Genomic DNA, 16,753 nt, shown 5'->3' on the forward strand with positions numbered 1-16,753 from the left:
GAGACAGGAACCGAAGACCCGAAGCCGGCCCACAACTCGAACTCAAACTCACATGAGCAAGCAATGTGCCGGACAGCACTGGCCCCCGAGCCGAGGATCGTGGCAGGACGTTGCGGCCTCCGCCGGGCGGTGATGCCGGGCCGCGGCACAGTCCCGTCGCGCTCCTCGGGTCAGGCCCGAGGAGGACGGCAAATGCGGGAGAAGCGGCGCGCCCCCCCTCAATGCTCCGCCGGTGCCAGGCCCGCCAGCTTCAGCGCCTTCTTCTTCGCCGCCTCCATGTCGTAATGCTTGCGGGTGACGATGCGCTGGGCATAGAGGCCGCCGCCGGCCTGCAGGTTGGTAACGAACTTCCAGCCGCCATAGGCGTCCGCGGTCAGGTCGCGGATGGCGTGGAACAGGCGCATGCGGTACTCGCCATCTTCCGCCGGGCCGACCCCGGTGGCCATGTACTTGCGCACCAGGGCGCCCACCTCGTTGTTCTCCAGGTCGGCGATGCCGGGCGCGGTCAGCACCGAGCCGCCGGCGATGTCGTGCAGGTGGCGGCACATCAGGTTGTAGTTCGCCGCGCCGTGATACTTGCCGGCGTTGGTGTACAGCTCGTCGGGGAAGGCGGCGCCGTCCTCGCCGATCTTGCAGTTGGCGATCGCCGCCTCCAGCGCCGCCCGGATCAGGGTGGCGTGGATGATCATCTCGGTGATCTTCTCGCGGATATGCCCTTCCTTCGCCAGGCCGTTCGCCTCTGCGATCAGCTGCGCGAAGCCGACCAGCTCATCCGCCTCGTCGGCCAGGAAGGCGAGCCCGCCCAGCCGCTCCCACAGCCCCAGGGAATGGGCGAAGACGGCGGCGAACTTCGTCTCCCCGTCCAGGAAGATCCGCTCGTTCGGCACGAACACATCGTCGAAGATGACGAAGCCTTCCGGGAAGTTGTGGGTGGCGGAGATCGGGAAGCTCCGCATGTCCTCGTGCCGGGGGGCATAGGTGGTGTTGACGATCTTCACCCCCGCCGCGTTCACCGGCACCGCACAGGCGATGGCATAGTCCTCCTCGCCCGGCTTCATCGCCTTGGTCGGGATGGTCAGCAGCTCGTGGCTCAGCGAGGCGCCGGTGATGTGCAGCTTGGCGCCGCGGATCACCACCCCGTCGTCGCGCCGCTCCACCACCCTTGTATAGGCGTCGGGGTCGGTCTGCTTGCCTGGCGGCAGCGAGCGGTCGCCCTTGGCGTCGGTGATGCATTCGGTGATGCGGGTGTCGGCCGCCTGCATCTCCGCCACCCATTTGCGCATCCGTTCCGCATAGACCGGGAACTGCTCGCCGATCCGCCCCGCCACCGTGGTGACCGTCATCAGCGACTGGTAGGTAGTGTTGGCGACGATGTCCGCCTGGTGCAGCAGCGGGATGCGGTCGCGCAGTTCCGCCCCGGAGCGCGGGATCGACATCATCGCGTTCACCGCGCCGGGCGCGGGATCGTAGAAGCTGTCGTAGCAGTCCGCGATCCGGTCGAGCGAGGCATTGAGCTGCGGATGCGCCGCCACGTCGGGCACCCGCTCCCCCTCGAAATAGGTTTCCCGCCCGTCGTTCAGCGAGGCCTTGTACTGCGCGCCGGTCATCATGGTCGGGGCGTCCTCCGATATTCTGTTTTCTTTTGGTCCGACCGATGGTGCCCTATCCGGCCCGGCACCGCCAGATCGCGTCAGGCAAAATTGTCGGACAGTCCGGCCGGTTCAGCCGGCCTGGCCACGCAGGATCGCCACCACTTCCTCCGGCATCGGCACGGCGCGGATTCGGCCCGGATCGTCGGGATCGCGGGCAGTCCAGACCCGGGTCTCGGACGCCTCCACCGACTTCGTGCCGTTTCTGCTCAGGACATGGCGGACCTGGAAACTGGAGCGGCTGAGATCGGCGATCTCGCTGTCGATCGCCACCTCGTCGCCGAACTTGCAGGGCGCGAAGAACTCGCCCCCGGTCTTCACCATCGGGATGCCGAGGATGCCGTACTTCGCCGTCCACTTGATCTTCACCATGCCGAAGCCGGTGGAGAGCAGCCGGTCGGTGGAGGCGTCGAACATCGCGAAATAGCGCGGATAGAAGACGATCCCGGCCGGATCGCAATCGCCCCACTCGATCTGCAGTTCGCGCCTGTTCGTCAGCATGGACGATTCCTCCCCTTTGCCTCGGTTGCGGCCGACATCTTGCCCGGCCGCCGCAAAAGTCGGCAAGGCACGCGGTCGCGGCCGGCGGAAAGGCCAGGCAGGAAGGTCAGGCGGAGCGAGGACGGTGGCCGGCGCGGAAATCGCGCGGCGTGCAGCCGAAGGCGCGCCGGAAGGCGCGGCTGAAATGGGCGGCATCGCTGAACCCCCAGCGATAGGCGATCTGGGACACAGGCGTGCCCTCCGAGGCCGTCAGCGCATCGCGGCAGCGCAGCAGGCGCTGGTGCCAGATCCAGCGGTCGGGGGTCCAGCCGCTGCCGGCGAACAGGCGATGCAGCTGGCGGCCAGAGATCCCGACCGCCGCCGCGACCCGCTCCGGCGACAGTTCCGGATCGGCCAGGTTCCTCAGGATATGGCCGGTCACCCGTGCCAGCAGGCGGCGGCGGTGGTCGTCGCCGGCACCGGCCACCACCGGCTCCAGCGCCGTGGCCAGCAGCTCCAGGCTGGCCTGCAGCACCGCCTCCTGCTGCCCTTCGGGCAGCGCATTGCCCGGCTGCGCCAGGAAGCGCAGATGGGCGGCCAGGAGGCCGGCGGTCCCGGTGCGCGCATCCACCGCCCGGCCCGTCAGGTCGCGGGCATTGGGCAGCAGCGCGTCCAGCCCCGCCTGCGGCAGCAGCAGGGTCAGCTTGCGCAGGCGGCCGGGCACCTGGAAGTCGATCGGACGGGTGGTGTCCCACAACAGGAAGCGGCCGGGCGACAGCTCCGCCTCCTGCCCGTTCTGGGCGATCCGCTCCCGCCCCTCCAGGACATAGAGCAGGCCATAGCCCGCCCGGTCGGTCCGCGCGATCTCCGCGCGGCCGCGCCGGCCGCGGCAGGGATCGCAGGCGCATGCCAGGATCTCCGCCCGGCCGAGGGCCTGCCGGCGGATCCGGCCGTCGAAGGCCGGGTCGCGGCTGAACGGCAGGTCCCAGGCGTTGTGCGTGGCGCTGACCGCCTCGCGCCAGGCCTCGTACTGGCGCGGGCGGGCGATGCCGATCGTGCTGAAACGCTCCCCGCCTTGCGCAGGCGGCGCGGCGGCGGCCATGCCCCGTCTCCTCCCGATGGTTGCGGGCCGGCCGTTATCCCCGGCCTGGCACCCTCCCTTATCGCATGCCGTGCGCGCGACGTCTTCCCGAGCGGCGGCCCGAGGCAGCCTGGGTCAAGCTTTCGGTCACGGCGGGGCAAGACCGCGCCGGCGGCACCGTTCAGGATCGGCGGTCAAGGGCAGGCGCTAGGACCGGCCCGCACCGGAGATGGAGAAACGCCCATGAACATCGCCACGACCACCGACGACAATCCCGCCGACATCCTGTGCCGCGCCGACGACATCGCCTGGATCGGCTTCGCCCCCGGCATCGACTACAAGGTGCTGCGCACCAGCGCCGAGACCGGCACCTGGACGGTCATGTTCCGCTGCGCCAAGGGAACGGAGTTCCCGCCGCACTATCATCACGGCGCCGGCGAATACCTGATGACCAAGGGTGTGATGGACTATCGCGCCGGCACCGCGAAGGCCGGCGACTATGGCTACGAGCCGCTCGGCGTCTATCACGAGAGCACGCGCTTCCTGGAGGATTCCGAGCTCCTGTTCACCAACCACGGCCCGGTCGCCTTCGTGAACCCGGACATGTCGATCCAGATGCTGCTGGACTGGAAGTTCTTCGCCGACGCCGCCGCGCAACAGAAGGCGGCAGCCTGAGCGCGGGCCACATGCCCCGGCCGGCGGCACCCGCCGCGGCCGGGGAACCGGCTACGCGGCCGAGACCTGTCCCGGCCGCCGCAGTTCCGGCGCCAGGCCCGCGCCCATCATGTCGACGAAATTGTCGCGGTAGAAGCGGTCGACGGCGCGGGCCGGGGTGTCGCGCAGGCTCTCGTCGAAGCGCTTGCAGGGGTTCCGCCCGCCTTCGATATGCGGGAAGTCGGAGGAGAACATCGCCACTTCCGGCCCCGCATTGGCGATGATCCAGCCGGCATCCTCGTGCGGATAGGGCGCGGCGCGGAACTGCCGGCGCACGATCTCCGACGGCTTCGCGCTCAGCCTCTGCAGCCGTTCCTCGTTGCGCATGAAGGCATGGGCGGCGGAATCCATCGCCCGCATCCAGCCCGGCAGCCAGTTCGCGCCCAGCTCGATCGCGCCCCATTTCAGGGCGGGGAAGCGGTCGAACACGCCGTCGAAGATCAGGGTGGCGGCGGTCTGCATCACCGCCTCCGGGATCGGCATGTAGCTGACGGAGGTGAAATTGTCGTCGCCGCCGTGGAAGTCCGGCACCGGCGGCAGGCCGTTCTCCTTGTAGACCGGGTTCACCTTTTCCTCGCCGCCGACATGGAACAGCACCGGCAGGCCGGCCTCCTGCGCCAGCGCCCAGAGCGGGTCCAGGCCGACATGGCTGGGCGAATGGGCCTGCGGGCATTTCGACGGCACCATCAGTCCCTTGGCGCCCAGCCGGATCGCCTCCTCCGCGCAGGCCCGCGCGCGGTCGAAATCTTCCAGGGGCACATAGGCGGTAGCCAGCAGCCGCCGGTCGACGGCGCAGAAGTCGGTCATCATCCGGTTGTGGGCGCTGGCGGCGGCGTAGCACAGCTCCATGTCGTCGGACTGGTCGAGGCCGAAATTGCCCAGGCAGAAGGTGGTGAAGACCAGCTGGCTGGCAAAGCCCATATAGTCCAGCGCCTCGCTGCGGTCGGCGGGAATGAAGGCGCCATGCGCGTCGTAGTTCTTGCGCAGCATGACATTCTCGTTCGCCGCCGCGCGGAAGTCGGGGTCCGCGTGATGGTCCTTCGCCGCCGCGACCGCCTTTGCCTGCTGCGCCGACAGCGCCCGGTACTGCGGCCGTTCATGCAGCCGTTCCCGCAGGCGCGCTTCCAGGTAGGAGTCCAGGCAGTCCGCCGTCTCCATCAGGTGGCTGTCGGCGTCGTGGATCAGGCGATCCCCGGCATAGGACATCTCACTCTCCCGTCATTCCGGCGCTGGCGCCGTTTCCTACCCCTCGACCGCGACTTTCATGTTCGCGCCCCGCTCGATCACGAAGTTGCGGTCCAGGAAGACTTCCGAATGGGTCAGCTCCGACTGGCTGATCAGGATCGCGGTATTGCTGCTCTTCAGGCCGGAGATCACGTCGGACAGGCGCTGCGCCAGCGCCGGCGCCACCCCTTCGAACGGCTCGTCGAGCAGCAGCAGGCGGGTGCCGGCGGCGAGCGCGCGACCCAGCGCGACCAGCTTCTGCTGCCCGCCGGAGAGCAGCAGTGCGCGGCGGTCGGCCATCTGGCGCAGCTCCGGCATCGCGGCATAGACCGCTTTCAGCCGCGCCTCGCCGTCCAGCTCGCTGGTCACCCAGGTCGGCAGCAGGATATTTTCCTCCACCGTCAGGTCGGGGATCAGGCCGCGATCCTCCGGCATGTAGCCGATGCCCAGCGCGGCGCGGTGATGCACCGGCACCTTCGTCAGGTCCACGCCGTCCAGGCTGATGCCGCCGGAGGCGGCCCGCACCATGCCCATGACCGCCCGCATCGCCGTGGTCTTGCCGGCGCCGTTGCGGCCCGACAGGCCCACCATCTCGCCGCGCATCACCTCCAGCGAGAGGCCGCGCAGCGCCTCCACCGAGCCGATGCGCACATGCAGGCCGGAGACCTTAAGCATCGCCGCCTCCCCCGCCGTCCCGCTCGGGCGTCCCGTTGCCGTTCCCGCGGGCTGTGCCGGTGACGTATTTCTGCACCGCCGGGTCGGACAGCACCTCGTCGGGGGCATCGTCGGCGATGATCTCGCCGGCATAGAAGGCCAGTACCCGGTCGGCATAGCGGGTGACGATGTCCATGTCGTGTTCCACGAACAGCACGGCGACCTCCTCGCCGTCGGTGCCGGCGAGCGCGGCCATCACCCGGTCCATCAGGGGGAACTTCTCCTCCGTCGAGACGCCGCTGGTCGGTTCGTCCAGCAGCAGCACCCGCGGCCGGCGGGCCAGCGCCATGGCAATGTCGATCAGCTTCCGCACGCCGCCGGGCAGCTCATTCACCGGCTGGTCTGCATAATCCTGCAGCTCGAAGCGGGCCAGCATGGCATGGGCTGCCGCGAGCGCCGCGCCGCTGCGGGCGGCACCGAAAAAGGCACCGAGGCCGCGCGGTGCGGCGCCGCCATGGTCCGACCGGCCGGCACCGACCGCGACCAGCAGGTTCTCCAGCGGGGTCATCGGCTCGCAGAGCTGCGGGATCTGGAACGACCGGCAGACCCCCAGCCGGGTGATCTGCCGCGGCCCCAGCGCGGTGATGTCGCGGCCCGCCAGGGTGATGCGGCCGGCATCGGGCTTCAGGTAGCCGGTGACCATGTTCACGAAGGTGGTCTTGCCTGCCCCGTTGGCGCCGATCAGCGACAGCCGCGCGCCGGTCGGCACCGTGACATGGATATCGGATGCGGCGACCACCGCACCGAAGCGCTTCTGCAGGCCATGCGCCTCCAGCACCGTGCCGGCGGCGGCCGGCACCGGCGGGGCCTGTTCGTCCGCCTCGCTCATTCCTGCCCCTCCGCGCGCAGGGTGCGCCGCCGGCCCAGGCGGCTCCACAGCGAACCGATGCCGTTCGGCAGGAACAGCATCACCAGCAGCAGGAAGGCGCCGAGGAACAGCTGCCAGCTTTCCGGGAAGTACTGGTTGGCGAAGGAGCGCACCAGCTCCGTCGCCAGGGCAGCCAGGAACACCGCGCCGACCGAGGCGTGGCCGGCCAGGATGGCGATGAAGACGAACTCGCCGGAGGTCGTCCAGTAGCTGAAGAAGGGGTCGATATGGCCGAGCGCGAAGCCGTTCAGCACGCCGCCGATGCCGCCCAGCGCGCCGGCGATGGTGAAGTTGCGCACCGTCACCCAGAACACCGACGCGCCCAGATATTCCACCCGCAGCTCGTTCTCCCGCACCGCCTGGGCCAGCAGGCCGGCCATCGAATCGAAGTGGAGCCGCGACAGGCCGGCCGCCGTCACGGCGAGCAGGACGGCGACGACATAGAGGGCATAGTCGGACTGCGCCACGTCCGGCGCCCAGCCCAGATAGGTCGGCTCCGGCACGTTGAAGCCGTCGGAGCCGCCGATCACCGTCAGCTTCGCCAGCACGCCGTACAGCACCATCGACAACGCCATGGTCAGCATCGCGAAGAAGATGCCGCGATAGCGCGCGATCAGCGGCGCCACGATGCCGGAAATCACCATCCCGGCCACCGCGCCGACGGCCAGCAGCACGAAGATGTCGGTGACCCCGCCGCGCGACGCCAGCAGGCCGGCACCATAGGCCCCCAGGCAATAGACCAGGCCCTGGCCGAAGGAGACCAGGCCGCCGCGCATCAGATGCACAATGCCCAGCGCCACCAGGCCGTAGGCACCCGCCTTGGTCATGGTGAACAGCAGCCAGGCCGGCAGGGCCAGCCCGACCAGGATCAGCGCGACCGCGGCGATCACCGCCATCAGCGCGGTGAGCAGCGCCGCGCGAAGGGGGGAGGCAGCGGGGGGCGACGCGGCCGCGGAGCGGCCGTCCGTAGCGGGGCCGTTCATATCTTCCGTGCCTGCACGCGCTGGAACAGGCCCTCGGGCCGGAACACCAGCACCAGCACCATGACCATGTAGATGATGAAGATCTCCGCCTCCGGCAGTTCGTAGACCGCGAAGGAGCGCGCCAGGCCGACGATCACCGCGCCGATCGCAGCCCCCGGGATGCTGCCCAGGCCGCCGATGATCACCACCGCGAAACTGACCACGATGATGCTGACGCTGACCCCAGGCTGCACCGCGATCAGCGGGCTGGTGAAGGCGCCGCCCAGGGCGGCCAGGAAGATGCCGATGCCGAAGGCCAGCATGTAGATGCGGGCGACATTGACCCCCATCCCGGCGCTGACCTCCGGGTTGTGGATCACCGCGACGACGATCTTGCCGATCCGGGTGCGGTTCAGCCAGAGCCAGACGCCGAGGCCGCAGATCATCGCCAGCACGATCAGCAGCAGGTCGTAGCCGACATAGAACAGGCTGCCGATCTCCACATTGCCGAACAGGGTGCGCGGCTCGAAGACGTAGTAGGGCTGCACGCCCCAGATCAGCTTGGTGATGTCCTCCAGCATCAGGAAGACGGCATAGGTCACCAGCAGGATCACCACCTCGTCCCGGCCGTAGAACAGCCGCAGCAGGCCGCGCTCCAGCAGCGGCGCGACGATCACCGCCACCGCGATGGCGGACAGCAGCATCGCCAGCAGGCTGAACTCCGCCGGCAGGCCGAGCCCGGCGAAGAACGGCACGAACACCGCCGCGGCATAGGCGCCGACAGCGTAGAGCCCGCCATGCGCCAGGTTCAGGATCCGCAGGACACCGAAGATCAGGGTCAGGCCGAGCGCGACGATGAACAGCCAGGACGCATAGATCAGGCCGTCGACGACGATCGTCAGGACCTGGTTCATGGCCGCCCCCCGTCGGGGGGCAGGCGGCCGCCCGCGCGTATGCCGGCGGCCGCCCCTGTCATGCCAGCCCTGTCTCCGGCAATCAGAACGCCTAGTCGCTGCATTCGGCGCCCGGGAACCCGGCGTTGATCCAGTCGACGCTCTTGGTGCCCGGCGGCGGGTTCACGCAGCGCGCATCGAAGCGGATCACGTCGCCCAGGATCACCTCGCCATCGGCGTTCTTCATGGTTGTGCCGAAGCCGATCGGCTGGATCGCCTGGTGGCCGTTGCCCAGCACCATCTCGATCTTGCCGCCGGGGCTCTCCCAGCTCAGTCCCTTCAGCGCGGCGGCCAGTTCCTCGTCGGTCGGCTTCTTGCCGCCATTGGCTTCCATCGCCTTCTCCACCGCGGCCTTCAGGCCCAGCAGCGCCTGCGCCATGCGATAGGGCGCCTGCACCGGGAAGACGTCATAGGTCTGCTTGTAGTTGTCGAACCACCACTTGTTCAGCTCCGTCTCCGGCGCCATGAAGCCGTAGGCGCCGCGGGCGCCGACGATCACGCCTTCCGGCATGTTGCCGCCCAGCGGCGGCATCACATGGTCGCCGGCGGAATAGACCACCTGGCTGCGCTGGTAGAGGCCGCGCGGCAGGGCCTGCAGGGTCATCGCCTGCAGATCGCCGCCCCAGAGCGAGGAATGCACCACGTCCGCGGGCTTCTGCATCAGCGCGGAGATCTCCGTACCGTACTGGCCGGCACCGAACGCCGGATAGAGTTCGGCCACCACCTCGGCATCGGGATAGATCTGGCCCATTGCCGCTTTGAAGTCGTTCCAGCTGTCATGGCCCCAGGCATAGTCCTGGTTGATGCCGGAGAAGGTGTTGACCTCCTTGCCCTTCTTCTTGAGATAGCGGGCCAGGCCGACATTGTCCTGGGTGGCATGGGCGGCGGTGCGGAAGACATATTCGTATTCGCCGTCCTCGAAGACCCGCGGCGTGCCGCAGTCGTAGAGGATGGTGAACTGCTTCAGTTCCTCCGCCACCGGCGCGATCGCCAGGCAGTCGCCGGAGGAGACATAGCCGACCACGGCGTCCACATTCTCGCGCTGCGCCAGGTTGCGGAACTCCTGCACCTGGGTGGAGGCGCCACCGGCCTCGTCGATCACGACCGGCTCGATGGTCAGGCCGCCGAAGCCCTTCTTGTCGTAGGGAGCCGGAACCTCGCCCGCGTTCAGCTTCTCCACCAGCATCTTGCCGCCGTTCCAGGCCGGCACGCCGAAGCTCTGCGCCGCCTGCCCGGACAGGAAGGTCACGATCCCGACCTTGAAGGTGTCGTCGGCCGCACTGGCCGGCATGGCCAGGGCCAGGGCCGCAACACTGCCGATGAGGGCCGCCGCAAGGCCGCGGCGGGACGGATTCGTCTTGTAGGGTTCCGGCATATGGTCCTCCCGTTTCTCGGCGGCTCCGCGGGCGGATCTTGGATCCGCTTTCCGGGCCGACCTTGTCGTGATCCCTGCCGCATCGCTGCCAGCAACACGGACCCGGGCAGTATGGATAGGATCGCTATCGGGAGCAATCGCCGCACGGGCGCCGGCTTTAAGCGAAAATTCAACGCTTCTCCGGCAGCGTCGTTCCGTCGATCGCTGTCCGGGACCCGAAAACGTCCCGTGGCGCGACATCGCGTCTGCCCGCCAACAAGCAATCGGAACCAAATCAGTGAACACGGCATTGCCGATCTTCATCTGCCTCCTTGTCATCACGCTCTATTTTCTAAGTCAGCGACGGCATATGTCGTCCATGGTGCGGGGCAGCGCCAACCTTGTCTCCGCCGGCATGATCCTGCTCTGCCTGACGGGTTTCCTGGATACCCTGTTCCTGGGCCCAGATCCGCTTTGGCCTCTGCTGCAACAGCGCACCGATTTGGCCGAGGTCCTGATGAGCTGGGTGGGATATCCGTCGGGTCTGCTGCTTGTCGGCCTCGGGCTCCGCCAATGGCTGCCGGCGCTTTTTCGCCTGGACAGCGAGATCCGGCGCCGTGAAGAGGCCGAGCTGGCCGCCCGCCAGCAGGCGGTGGAACTGATGGAGGCGAGCCTGCAGGCCGACCTCGCCAACCGCGCCAAGGGCCGCTTCCTGGCGCATATGAGCCACGAGCTGCGCACCCCACTGAATGCGATCCTCGGCTTTTCGGAAATGTTGCGGCTGGAACCCTTCGGACCGCTCGGCGACCCCCGCTACGCCGGCTATGTCGTCGACATCCACCGTTCCGGCAGCCATCTGTTGCACCTGGTGAACGATGTCCTGGACCTGTCGAAGATCGATGCCGGGTTGGAGGAACTGAATGACGCGCCAATGGAGCTTGCCGTGGTCGCAGACGAGGTCGAGCGCCTGTTCCGGCCTGGCTTCCAGAAGGCGCGGGTCGCATTGCAAGTCGATCACGACAGCCTGCGCCAGCGGCTGAACTACGACCGGACCAAGCTGTCGCGCGTTCTTATCAACCTGCTGGGCAATGCGATGAAGTTCACCCCCCGGGATGGCACCGTCCGGATCCACGGCGGCCGGGCGCCGGGCGGCGGCATGACGATCATCGTGCAGGATAACGGCGTCGGCATGTCGGCCGAGCAGAAGCAGGTCGCCCTGACCGCCTTCGGCCAGGCGGACAACCGCATCCGGCACGAAAACGAGGGCAGCGGGCTGGGCCTGCCGATCGTGAAATCCCTTGTGGAACTGCATGGCGGCAGCCTGGCCATCGACAGCGAGCCGGGCCGCGGCACCAAAGTGACGATCCTGGTGCCGCCGGACCGCCTGCTGCCGGCGGAGGAGGATGCGTCGCCCGGCGCACTGCCCCGGACCCTGCCGGGCGCGGGCTGACCTGTCGCCGGGCTTGCCCTGCCGGGGCGCAGCCGGCATCCATGTCGGCAGCGACGGCCGAGGGGAGGACCAGATGCAGCAGGCAGCCAGGCAGGAGCGCAACCGGATCCATACCGCCATCGCCGCGCGCGGCATGGCCTTCGGCACCTGGGTGCAGATGGCTGCGCCCGAAGTGGCGGAGCTCGCCGCGGCGAGCGGCCTGGACTTCGTGATCGTCGACATGGAGCACGGCACCCTCGGCATCGGCGAGGCGGCGGGGCTGATCCGTGCGGTGCAGGCCGGCGGCGCCGCGCCGCTCGTACGGGTGCCCGACCATGACCCGACGGGCCTGTTGAAGGTGCTGGATGCCGGCGCCGTCGGCGTGCTGGTGCCCGGGGTCGAGACGGCGGCGCAGGCGGAGGCCATCGTCGCCGCCACCCGCTTCGCGCCCGAGGGCAGCCGCGGCGCCTGCCCGGCGACCCGTGCCACCTGGCACGGCCTGGTCGACTGGCCCGACCACCTGGCCTGGGCGCGGGAGAACATCGTCACCATCCTGATCGTCGAAAGCCTGGAAGGGGTCCGCAATTTCGAGGCGATCCTGCAGGTGCCGGGCATCACCGCCATCGGAATCGGCATGTTCGACCTGGCCCAGTCGATGGGCCATGGCGGCGATGTCGCGCATCCCGCCGTGCAGGCGGAGCTGGCACGCTTGGCCGGCCTGGTGCGGGGCGCCGGTATCGAAGTCTTTTCCGCCACCTTCGACAGCGCCCCCGACCGGGTCGCCGCCGCGACCCGGCACTGGCAGGGCCTGGGCTGCCGGATCTTCGCCGCCAGCGCCGACCGGATGATGCTGGCCACCGGCTTCCGTGCCATCGTCGCGGCAACCGCGGAGGCAAGCGGCACCTGAACCCGCCCGCGGCGATGCCGCCGGCCGGAACTGTCATCAAACCGTCGCAAAGCAGGTCTACCTTCCGCCCCCTTCCAGGCAGGCCAGAGCGGAGACCGACCATCCCCATGAAGGCGGACCTTGTCATCGTCGGCGCCGGCATCGTCGGCCTGGCCCATGCCCTGGCCGCCGCCCGGCGCGGCCTGCAGGTGGTCGTGATCGACCGGGACCGCGCCGCCAACGGCGCCTCGATCCGCAATTTCGGCTTCGTCACCGTCACCGGCCAGCGGGCAGGACAGGTGCATGAACGCGCGATGCGCGCCCGCGACATCTGGCTGGAGGTGGTGGCGGAGACCGGCCTGCCGGTGCTGCAGATCGGCCTGCTGGTCGCCGCCCACAGCCCGGAAGCCGTGGCCGTGCTGGAGGCGTTCCGCGCCACCGAGATGGGCGAAGGCTGCGCGCTGCTGACCGCGGAAGAGGCACGCATTCATTGCCCGCCACTGGCGCAATCCGGGCTGGCCGCCGCGCTTTGGAGCCCGCACGAGCGCCGGGTCGAGGCGCGGGAGGCGCTGCCCGCGATCGCCCGCTGGCTGGCGGAACGGCATGGCGTGTCCTTCCGCTTCGGCTGCACCGCGCTGGCGGCGGAGCCGGCGGGCGACGGCTGGCGGCTGGAGACGAATGCCGGGCCGGCCGAGGCCGGCGCGCTGGCGGTCTGCACCGGCGATGCCTTTCAGGGCCCGTTCGCCGATCGCATCGCCGGTTTCGGCCTGACCCGCTGCAAGCTGCAGATGAGCCGCCTGGATGCCGCCACCGGCCGGATACCGGACCTGCCCTGCGCAGTGATGTCGGATACCAGCCTGGTGCGCTATGACGGCTATGCCCGCCTGCCCGAGGCCGCAGCCCTGCGCCGCCGGCTCGAGCAGGAAGTGCCGGAAACCCTGGCGCATGGCGTCCACCTGATCTGCGTGCAGAGCGCCGATGGCAGCATCGTCGTCGGCGACAGCCACGACTACGGCGACACCCTGGACCCGTTCTTCCGGCGGGAGGTGGAGGCGCTGTATCTAGACGAACTGCGCCGCACCCTGGAACTGCCCCCGCTGCTGCCGACGGAAAGCTGGATCGGCGTCTATGCCTCGCACCCCGACCATGTCGCCATCGTCGACACGCCGGCTCAGGGCGCGCGCATCGCGATCGTCACCAGCGGCACGGGGATGAGCACCGCCTTCGCCATCGGCGAGGAAGTGGTGGCCGGCCTTTTCGACTGAACGGACGATCGATGGACGGAAGCGGAAACCTGCAGGCGGTGGTCTTCGACTGGGCGGGCACAATCGTCGACCATGGCAGCCTGGCGCCGATGGGCGTCTTCGTGGAGGCGTTCCGCCGCTTCGGCGTCGACATCGAGGTGGCGGAGGCCCGCGCGCCGATGGGCATGGCGAAGTGGGACCATATCAAGGCGGTCGGTGCCCAGCCCCGCATCGCCGCCGCCTGGCTGGCGGCGCATGGCCGCGATTTCGGCGATGAGGATGTCGACCGGATCTACGAGGTCTTCGTGCCGCTGAACGTGGCGGTGGTGACCGACCATGCCGAGCTGATCCCCGGCGCGGCAGAGACGGTGCGGCGCTTGCGCGGCCGCGGCCTGAAGATCGGCTCCACCACCGGCTATACGCGGGAGATCATGGCCCCGCTGCTGCCGCTGGCGGCGGCTCAGGGCTTCGCCCCCGACAACCTGGTCTGCGCCGGCGACCTGCCGCAGGGGCGGCCGACCCCGGCGATGATGTACCGCAGCTTCCTGGACCTGGAGGTCTGGCCGGCGTCGACCTGCGTGAAGGTCGACGACACCCCGGCCGGCATCGGCGAGGGGCTGGCGGCCGGCTGCTGGACTGTGGGCGTCGCGGTGACCGGCAATGCCTTCGGCCTGTCGCTGGCCGAGACGCAAGCGCTGGCACCCGCCGACTTCGCCGCGCGGCGCGCCGCCGCGAGGTCGGAACTGACCCGCGCCGGCGCCCACCACGTGATCGACGGGGTGGCGGAGCTACTGCCGGTGATCGACGCGATCGAGGGCCGGCTGCGCCGGGGCGAACGGCCGTAGGCTCCGCCCGGCGCTATCGCCCCCGTCGTCGCCCTTGGCCTTGAGCCAGGGGCCCATTCCGACAGCCAGGCCGCGCCGCAAGAGGAATGGAACCCGGATCCAGCCCGGGATGACAGCCTCCCTACAGCTTCGGGCCGCCGGGCACGCCCTCGAACTTCTCCTGCAGGCGGCGCATGCCGCGCAGCCAGCGGTCATAGTCGGCGGTCTTGCGCTGCATGTATTCCTTCACCTGCGGATGCGGCAGGATCAGGAAGCGCTCCTCGCGGACGCAGTCCATCACGGTGTCGCAGAGCTGCTCCGGCTCCAGCATGCCGTCCACGCCGGCGACCCCGGGTCCGGCAGCGGTCATCGCGGTGCGGACCGCCTGCGGGCAGAGCACGGAGACCTTGATCCCCTTGTCGCCATAGGTGATCGACAGCCATTCCGCGAAGCCGACCGCGGCATGCTTGGTGACGCCGTAGGTGGCGGAGCCGATCTGGTTCAACAGGCCGGCGGCGGAGGCGGTATTGACCAGGTAGCCGCCGCCGCGTGCGGTCATCAGCGGCACCAGGGCGCGAGCAGCATAGACATGGCTCATCACGTTGACGGCCCAGCTGTCGGCCCAGTCGGCATCGGAACTGTCCGGCCCGCCGGGGCGGAAGATGCCGGCATTGGAGACGAACAGGTCGATCGGGCCGACCTCGGCCTCCGTGCGTTCGATCACCGCCTTGATATCGGCTTCCTGCGCAACATTGGCCTGCATCGCCTTGCAGCCTGCCAGAGCCGCCGTCTCCTCCGCGCCGGCGCCGTTCATGTCGACGGCGACGACCTGGGCCGCGCCGTCCTTCATCAGCCGCTGGCTGAGCGCGCGGCCGATGCCGCTGGCGCCGCCGGTGACGACGGCGATCTTCCCCGTGATGTCCATATGTCCTCCCTGAACTGTGGCGGCCGGCGATTGCGCCGGGGCCGCCGGCCCGGGAGTATAGGCGCGGTAGCCGTCAGGCAAAGGGGGCGGTGGCTGCGCCTATTCGTCCCGCGGGCCCAGGTCCGGGTCGCCGGCCAGCCGGCGGTCCTCCTGCATCTCCAGCCACATCGCGTTGACCACGGCGAACATCGCCGCCAGCGGCAGGCCCAGAAGCCAGGCGAAATACCACATTGCGGGATCCTTTCCTTGGTCCTGCCTAGTACAGCGACTCGCCGCCCTCGGCGACATCCTTCTCCGTCACCTTGCCCCACAGCACCCTGTAGACCCAGGCGGTGTAGAGCAGCACGATCGGCAGGAAGATGATCGTGGCCACCAGCATCACGAACAGGGTCAGCTGCGACGAGGAGGCGTCCCAGACGGTGAGCGAGCTGCGCGGCATGATCGACGAGGGCAGGATGAAGGGGAACATCGTCAGCCCGACGCTGGAGATCACGCCAAGGATGCCGAGCTTGGAGAACAGCAGGGTGGAAACCTCTCGCCCCCGCCGCAGCCCCAGCAGGGCCAGCACCATGCCGACGACGCCGAGCACGGGCGCGATGGCGATCCACGGCCGTTCGCCATAGGCGGCCAGCCAGGAGCGGTCTCGCGCCACCTCCGTCAGCAGCGGGTTGGAGGGACCGTCCGGCGCCGCTTCCTGCACCATCCGGTAGCCGTCGATACCGAAGGCGAGCCAGACCCCGGCCAGCAGGAAACCGGCGATGCCGATCAGCCCGGCGACCGTGCCGTATCGGCGCGCGCGTCCGGCAACCGGCCCTTCGGTCTTCAGCGACAGCCATGCCGCGCCGTGCATCACCAGCATACCCAGCGAAACGATGCCGCAGAGCAGCGCGAACGGGTTCAGCAGGCCCAGCAGCTTGCCCAGCACCCAGCCCTCGTAGATCGGCATCAGGTCGTCGGTCAGCCGGAACGGCACACCTTGCAGGACATTGCCGACCGCAACGCCGAACAGGGCCACCGGCACCACGCCGCTGACGAACAGCGCCCAGTCCCAGCGGCTGCGCCAGCGCGGCGCCTCCCGCTTCGAGCGGTACTTGAAGGCGACGGGACGCAGGATCAGCGCCGCCAGGATCAGGAACATCGCCAGGTAGAAGCCGGAGAAGCTGACCGCGTAGAGCGGCGGCCAGGCGGCGAAGATCGCCCCGCCGCCCAGGATGAACCAGACCTGGTTGCCCTCCCAGACCGGGCCGACGGTGTTGATCACGATGCGCCGCTCCACATCCGTCCGGGCAGCGAAGGGCAGCAGCGCGCAGACCCCCATGTCGAAGCCATCGGTCATCGCGAAGCCGATTAGCAGCACGCCGAGCAGCAGCCACCAGATCACCCGCAGGGCGTCATAGTCGATGAGGTCATGCAGGATCATCGCCGTCGCTCCCCTCTTCCGCCGGC

The 16,753-nt window shown here is 69.2% G+C and carries 17 protein-coding genes; 5 read left to right on the forward strand and 12 right to left on the reverse strand.

Features of this window, described 5'->3' with window-relative positions:
- Positions 1-218: 218 nt before the first annotated feature.
- The 3 genes from ACFOGJ_RS10550 to ACFOGJ_RS10560 all read right to left on the reverse strand — a co-directional run bounded on the left by ACFOGJ_RS10550 (position 219) and on the right by ACFOGJ_RS10560 (position 3,231).
- On the reverse strand, positions 219-1,610 hold the full coding sequence (locus ACFOGJ_RS10550; protein WP_379900038.1) for a 4-hydroxyphenylacetate 3-hydroxylase N-terminal domain-containing protein: 1,392 nt from the start codon (positions 1,608-1,610) through the stop codon (positions 219-221).
- Positions 1,611-1,721: 111 nt separating this feature from the next.
- Entirely contained in the window at positions 1,722-2,150 is a 429-nt protein-coding gene (locus ACFOGJ_RS10555) for an acyl-CoA thioesterase (protein ID WP_379900040.1), read from the reverse strand.
- A gap of 106 nt (positions 2,151-2,256) precedes the next feature.
- The gene (locus tag ACFOGJ_RS10560; protein WP_379900042.1) at positions 2,257-3,231 is read right to left on the reverse strand and encodes a helix-turn-helix domain-containing protein; all 975 of its coding nucleotides are present in this window, start codon (positions 3,229-3,231) and stop codon (positions 2,257-2,259) included.
- 222 nt (positions 3,232-3,453) lie between these two features.
- Here ACFOGJ_RS10560 and ACFOGJ_RS10565 point away from each other — a divergent pair, with 222 nt between their 5' ends.
- On the forward strand, positions 3,454-3,885 hold the full coding sequence (locus ACFOGJ_RS10565) for a 2,4'-dihydroxyacetophenone dioxygenase family protein (protein ID WP_379900044.1): 432 nt from the start codon (positions 3,454-3,456) through the stop codon (positions 3,883-3,885).
- Positions 3,886-3,936: 51 nt separating this feature from the next.
- Here ACFOGJ_RS10565 and ACFOGJ_RS10570 read toward each other — a convergent pair whose 3' ends face one another.
- From ACFOGJ_RS10570 to ACFOGJ_RS10595, 6 genes are all read right to left on the reverse strand, one after another.
- A complete protein-coding gene (locus ACFOGJ_RS10570) occupies positions 3,937-5,130 on the reverse strand; it encodes an amidohydrolase family protein (protein ID WP_379900046.1) in 1,194 nt (397 codons plus the stop codon).
- 36 nt (positions 5,131-5,166) lie between these two features.
- The gene (locus tag ACFOGJ_RS10575; protein ID WP_379900048.1) at positions 5,167-5,823 is read right to left on the reverse strand and encodes an ABC transporter ATP-binding protein; all 657 of its coding nucleotides are present in this window, start codon (positions 5,821-5,823) and stop codon (positions 5,167-5,169) included.
- Positions 5,816-6,691, reverse strand: a complete 876-nt coding sequence (locus ACFOGJ_RS10580) for an ABC transporter ATP-binding protein (protein WP_379900050.1) — start codon at positions 6,689-6,691, stop codon at positions 5,816-5,818. Before ACFOGJ_RS10580 ends, ACFOGJ_RS10575 begins: the two co-directional genes overlap by 8 nt.
- Positions 6,688-7,713, reverse strand: a complete 1,026-nt coding sequence (locus ACFOGJ_RS10585; RefSeq protein ID WP_379900052.1) for a branched-chain amino acid ABC transporter permease — start codon at positions 7,711-7,713, stop codon at positions 6,688-6,690. Before ACFOGJ_RS10585 ends, ACFOGJ_RS10580 begins: the two co-directional genes overlap by 4 nt.
- Positions 7,710-8,606, reverse strand: coding sequence for a branched-chain amino acid ABC transporter permease (locus ACFOGJ_RS10590; protein ID WP_379900054.1), 897 nt, complete (start codon positions 8,604-8,606; stop codon positions 7,710-7,712). The genes ACFOGJ_RS10585 and ACFOGJ_RS10590 overlap by 4 nt, the downstream gene beginning before the upstream one ends.
- A 91-nt stretch (positions 8,607-8,697) precedes the next feature.
- Positions 8,698-10,020, reverse strand: coding sequence for an ABC transporter substrate-binding protein (locus ACFOGJ_RS10595; RefSeq protein WP_379900056.1), 1,323 nt, complete (start codon positions 10,018-10,020; stop codon positions 8,698-8,700).
- Positions 10,021-10,087: 67 nt separating this feature from the next.
- On the opposite strand from ACFOGJ_RS10595, the gene ACFOGJ_RS10600 reads away from it, so the two are divergent.
- The 4 genes from ACFOGJ_RS10600 (at position 10,088) to phnX (ending at position 14,403) form a co-directional block, all read left to right on the forward strand.
- Positions 10,088-11,449 (forward strand): sensor histidine kinase, encoded by a 1,362-nt coding sequence (locus ACFOGJ_RS10600; protein ID WP_379900058.1) that lies wholly within the window; start codon positions 10,088-10,090, stop codon positions 11,447-11,449.
- A 73-nt stretch (positions 11,450-11,522) separates the two neighbouring features.
- Positions 11,523-12,335, forward strand: coding sequence for an HpcH/HpaI aldolase family protein (locus ACFOGJ_RS10605; RefSeq protein WP_379900060.1), 813 nt, complete (start codon positions 11,523-11,525; stop codon positions 12,333-12,335).
- Between the two features lie 107 nt (positions 12,336-12,442).
- Positions 12,443-13,579 carry a TIGR03364 family FAD-dependent oxidoreductase gene (locus tag ACFOGJ_RS10610; protein ID WP_379900062.1) on the forward strand — a complete coding sequence of 379 codons (1,137 nt, stop codon included), beginning with the start codon at positions 12,443-12,445 and terminating at the stop codon, positions 13,577-13,579.
- A gap of 11 nt (positions 13,580-13,590) precedes the next feature.
- Positions 13,591-14,403, forward strand: a complete 813-nt coding sequence (phnX, locus tag ACFOGJ_RS10615) for a phosphonoacetaldehyde hydrolase (protein ID WP_379900064.1) — start codon at positions 13,591-13,593, stop codon at positions 14,401-14,403.
- 121 nt (positions 14,404-14,524) lie between these two features.
- Here phnX and ACFOGJ_RS10620 read toward each other — a convergent pair whose 3' ends face one another.
- The 3 genes from ACFOGJ_RS10620 to cydB form a co-directional block, all read right to left on the reverse strand.
- Entirely contained in the window at positions 14,525-15,307 is a 783-nt protein-coding gene (locus ACFOGJ_RS10620) for an SDR family oxidoreductase (protein WP_379900066.1), read from the reverse strand.
- 99 nt (positions 15,308-15,406) lie between these two features.
- The gene (cydX, locus tag ACFOGJ_RS10625; protein ID WP_379900068.1) at positions 15,407-15,538 is read right to left on the reverse strand and encodes a cytochrome bd-I oxidase subunit CydX; all 132 of its coding nucleotides are present in this window, start codon (positions 15,536-15,538) and stop codon (positions 15,407-15,409) included.
- Positions 15,539-15,563: 25 nt separating this feature from the next.
- Entirely contained in the window at positions 15,564-16,727 is a 1,164-nt protein-coding gene (gene cydB / locus ACFOGJ_RS10630) for a cytochrome d ubiquinol oxidase subunit II (RefSeq protein WP_379900070.1), read from the reverse strand.
- Positions 16,728-16,753: the final 26 nt, after the last annotated feature.

Source organism: Marinibaculum pumilum (assembly GCF_042646425.1).
Taxonomy (GTDB): Bacteria; Pseudomonadota; Alphaproteobacteria; order Ferrovibrionales; family Ferrovibrionaceae; genus Marinibaculum; species Marinibaculum pumilum.

Excerpts from the sequence above, each read along its gene's own strand:
- ACFOGJ_RS10550 (WP_379900038.1), bottom strand. The coding sequence starts at position 1,610 with ATGATGACCGGCGCGCAGTACAAGGCCTCGCTGAACGACGGGCGGGAA.
- ACFOGJ_RS10555 (WP_379900040.1), bottom strand. The coding sequence starts at position 2,150 with ATGCTGACGAACAGGCGCGAACTGCAGATCGAGTGGGGCGATTGCGAT.
- ACFOGJ_RS10560 (WP_379900042.1), bottom strand. The coding sequence starts at position 3,231 with ATGGCCGCCGCCGCGCCGCCTGCGCAAGGCGGGGAGCGTTTCAGCACG.
- ACFOGJ_RS10565 (WP_379900044.1), top strand. The coding sequence starts at position 3,454 with ATGAACATCGCCACGACCACCGACGACAATCCCGCCGACATCCTGTGC.
- ACFOGJ_RS10570 (WP_379900046.1), bottom strand. The coding sequence starts at position 5,130 with ATGTCCTATGCCGGGGATCGCCTGATCCACGACGCCGACAGCCACCTG.
- ACFOGJ_RS10575 (WP_379900048.1), bottom strand. The coding sequence starts at position 5,823 with ATGCTTAAGGTCTCCGGCCTGCATGTGCGCATCGGCTCGGTGGAGGCG.
- ACFOGJ_RS10580 (WP_379900050.1), bottom strand. The coding sequence starts at position 6,691 with ATGAGCGAGGCGGACGAACAGGCCCCGCCGGTGCCGGCCGCCGCCGGC.
- ACFOGJ_RS10585 (WP_379900052.1), bottom strand. The coding sequence starts at position 7,713 with ATGAACGGCCCCGCTACGGACGGCCGCTCCGCGGCCGCGTCGCCCCCC.
- ACFOGJ_RS10590 (WP_379900054.1), bottom strand. The coding sequence starts at position 8,606 with ATGAACCAGGTCCTGACGATCGTCGTCGACGGCCTGATCTATGCGTCC.
- ACFOGJ_RS10595 (WP_379900056.1), bottom strand. The coding sequence starts at position 10,020 with ATGCCGGAACCCTACAAGACGAATCCGTCCCGCCGCGGCCTTGCGGCG.
- ACFOGJ_RS10605 (WP_379900060.1), top strand. The coding sequence starts at position 11,523 with ATGCAGCAGGCAGCCAGGCAGGAGCGCAACCGGATCCATACCGCCATC.
- ACFOGJ_RS10610 (WP_379900062.1), top strand. The coding sequence starts at position 12,443 with ATGAAGGCGGACCTTGTCATCGTCGGCGCCGGCATCGTCGGCCTGGCC.
- phnX (WP_379900064.1), top strand. The coding sequence starts at position 13,591 with ATGGACGGAAGCGGAAACCTGCAGGCGGTGGTCTTCGACTGGGCGGGC.
- ACFOGJ_RS10620 (WP_379900066.1), bottom strand. The coding sequence starts at position 15,307 with ATGGACATCACGGGGAAGATCGCCGTCGTCACCGGCGGCGCCAGCGGC.
- cydX (WP_379900068.1), bottom strand. The coding sequence starts at position 15,538 with ATGTGGTATTTCGCCTGGCTTCTGGGCCTGCCGCTGGCGGCGATGTTC.
- cydB (WP_379900070.1), bottom strand. The coding sequence starts at position 16,727 with ATGATCCTGCATGACCTCATCGACTATGACGCCCTGCGGGTGATCTGG.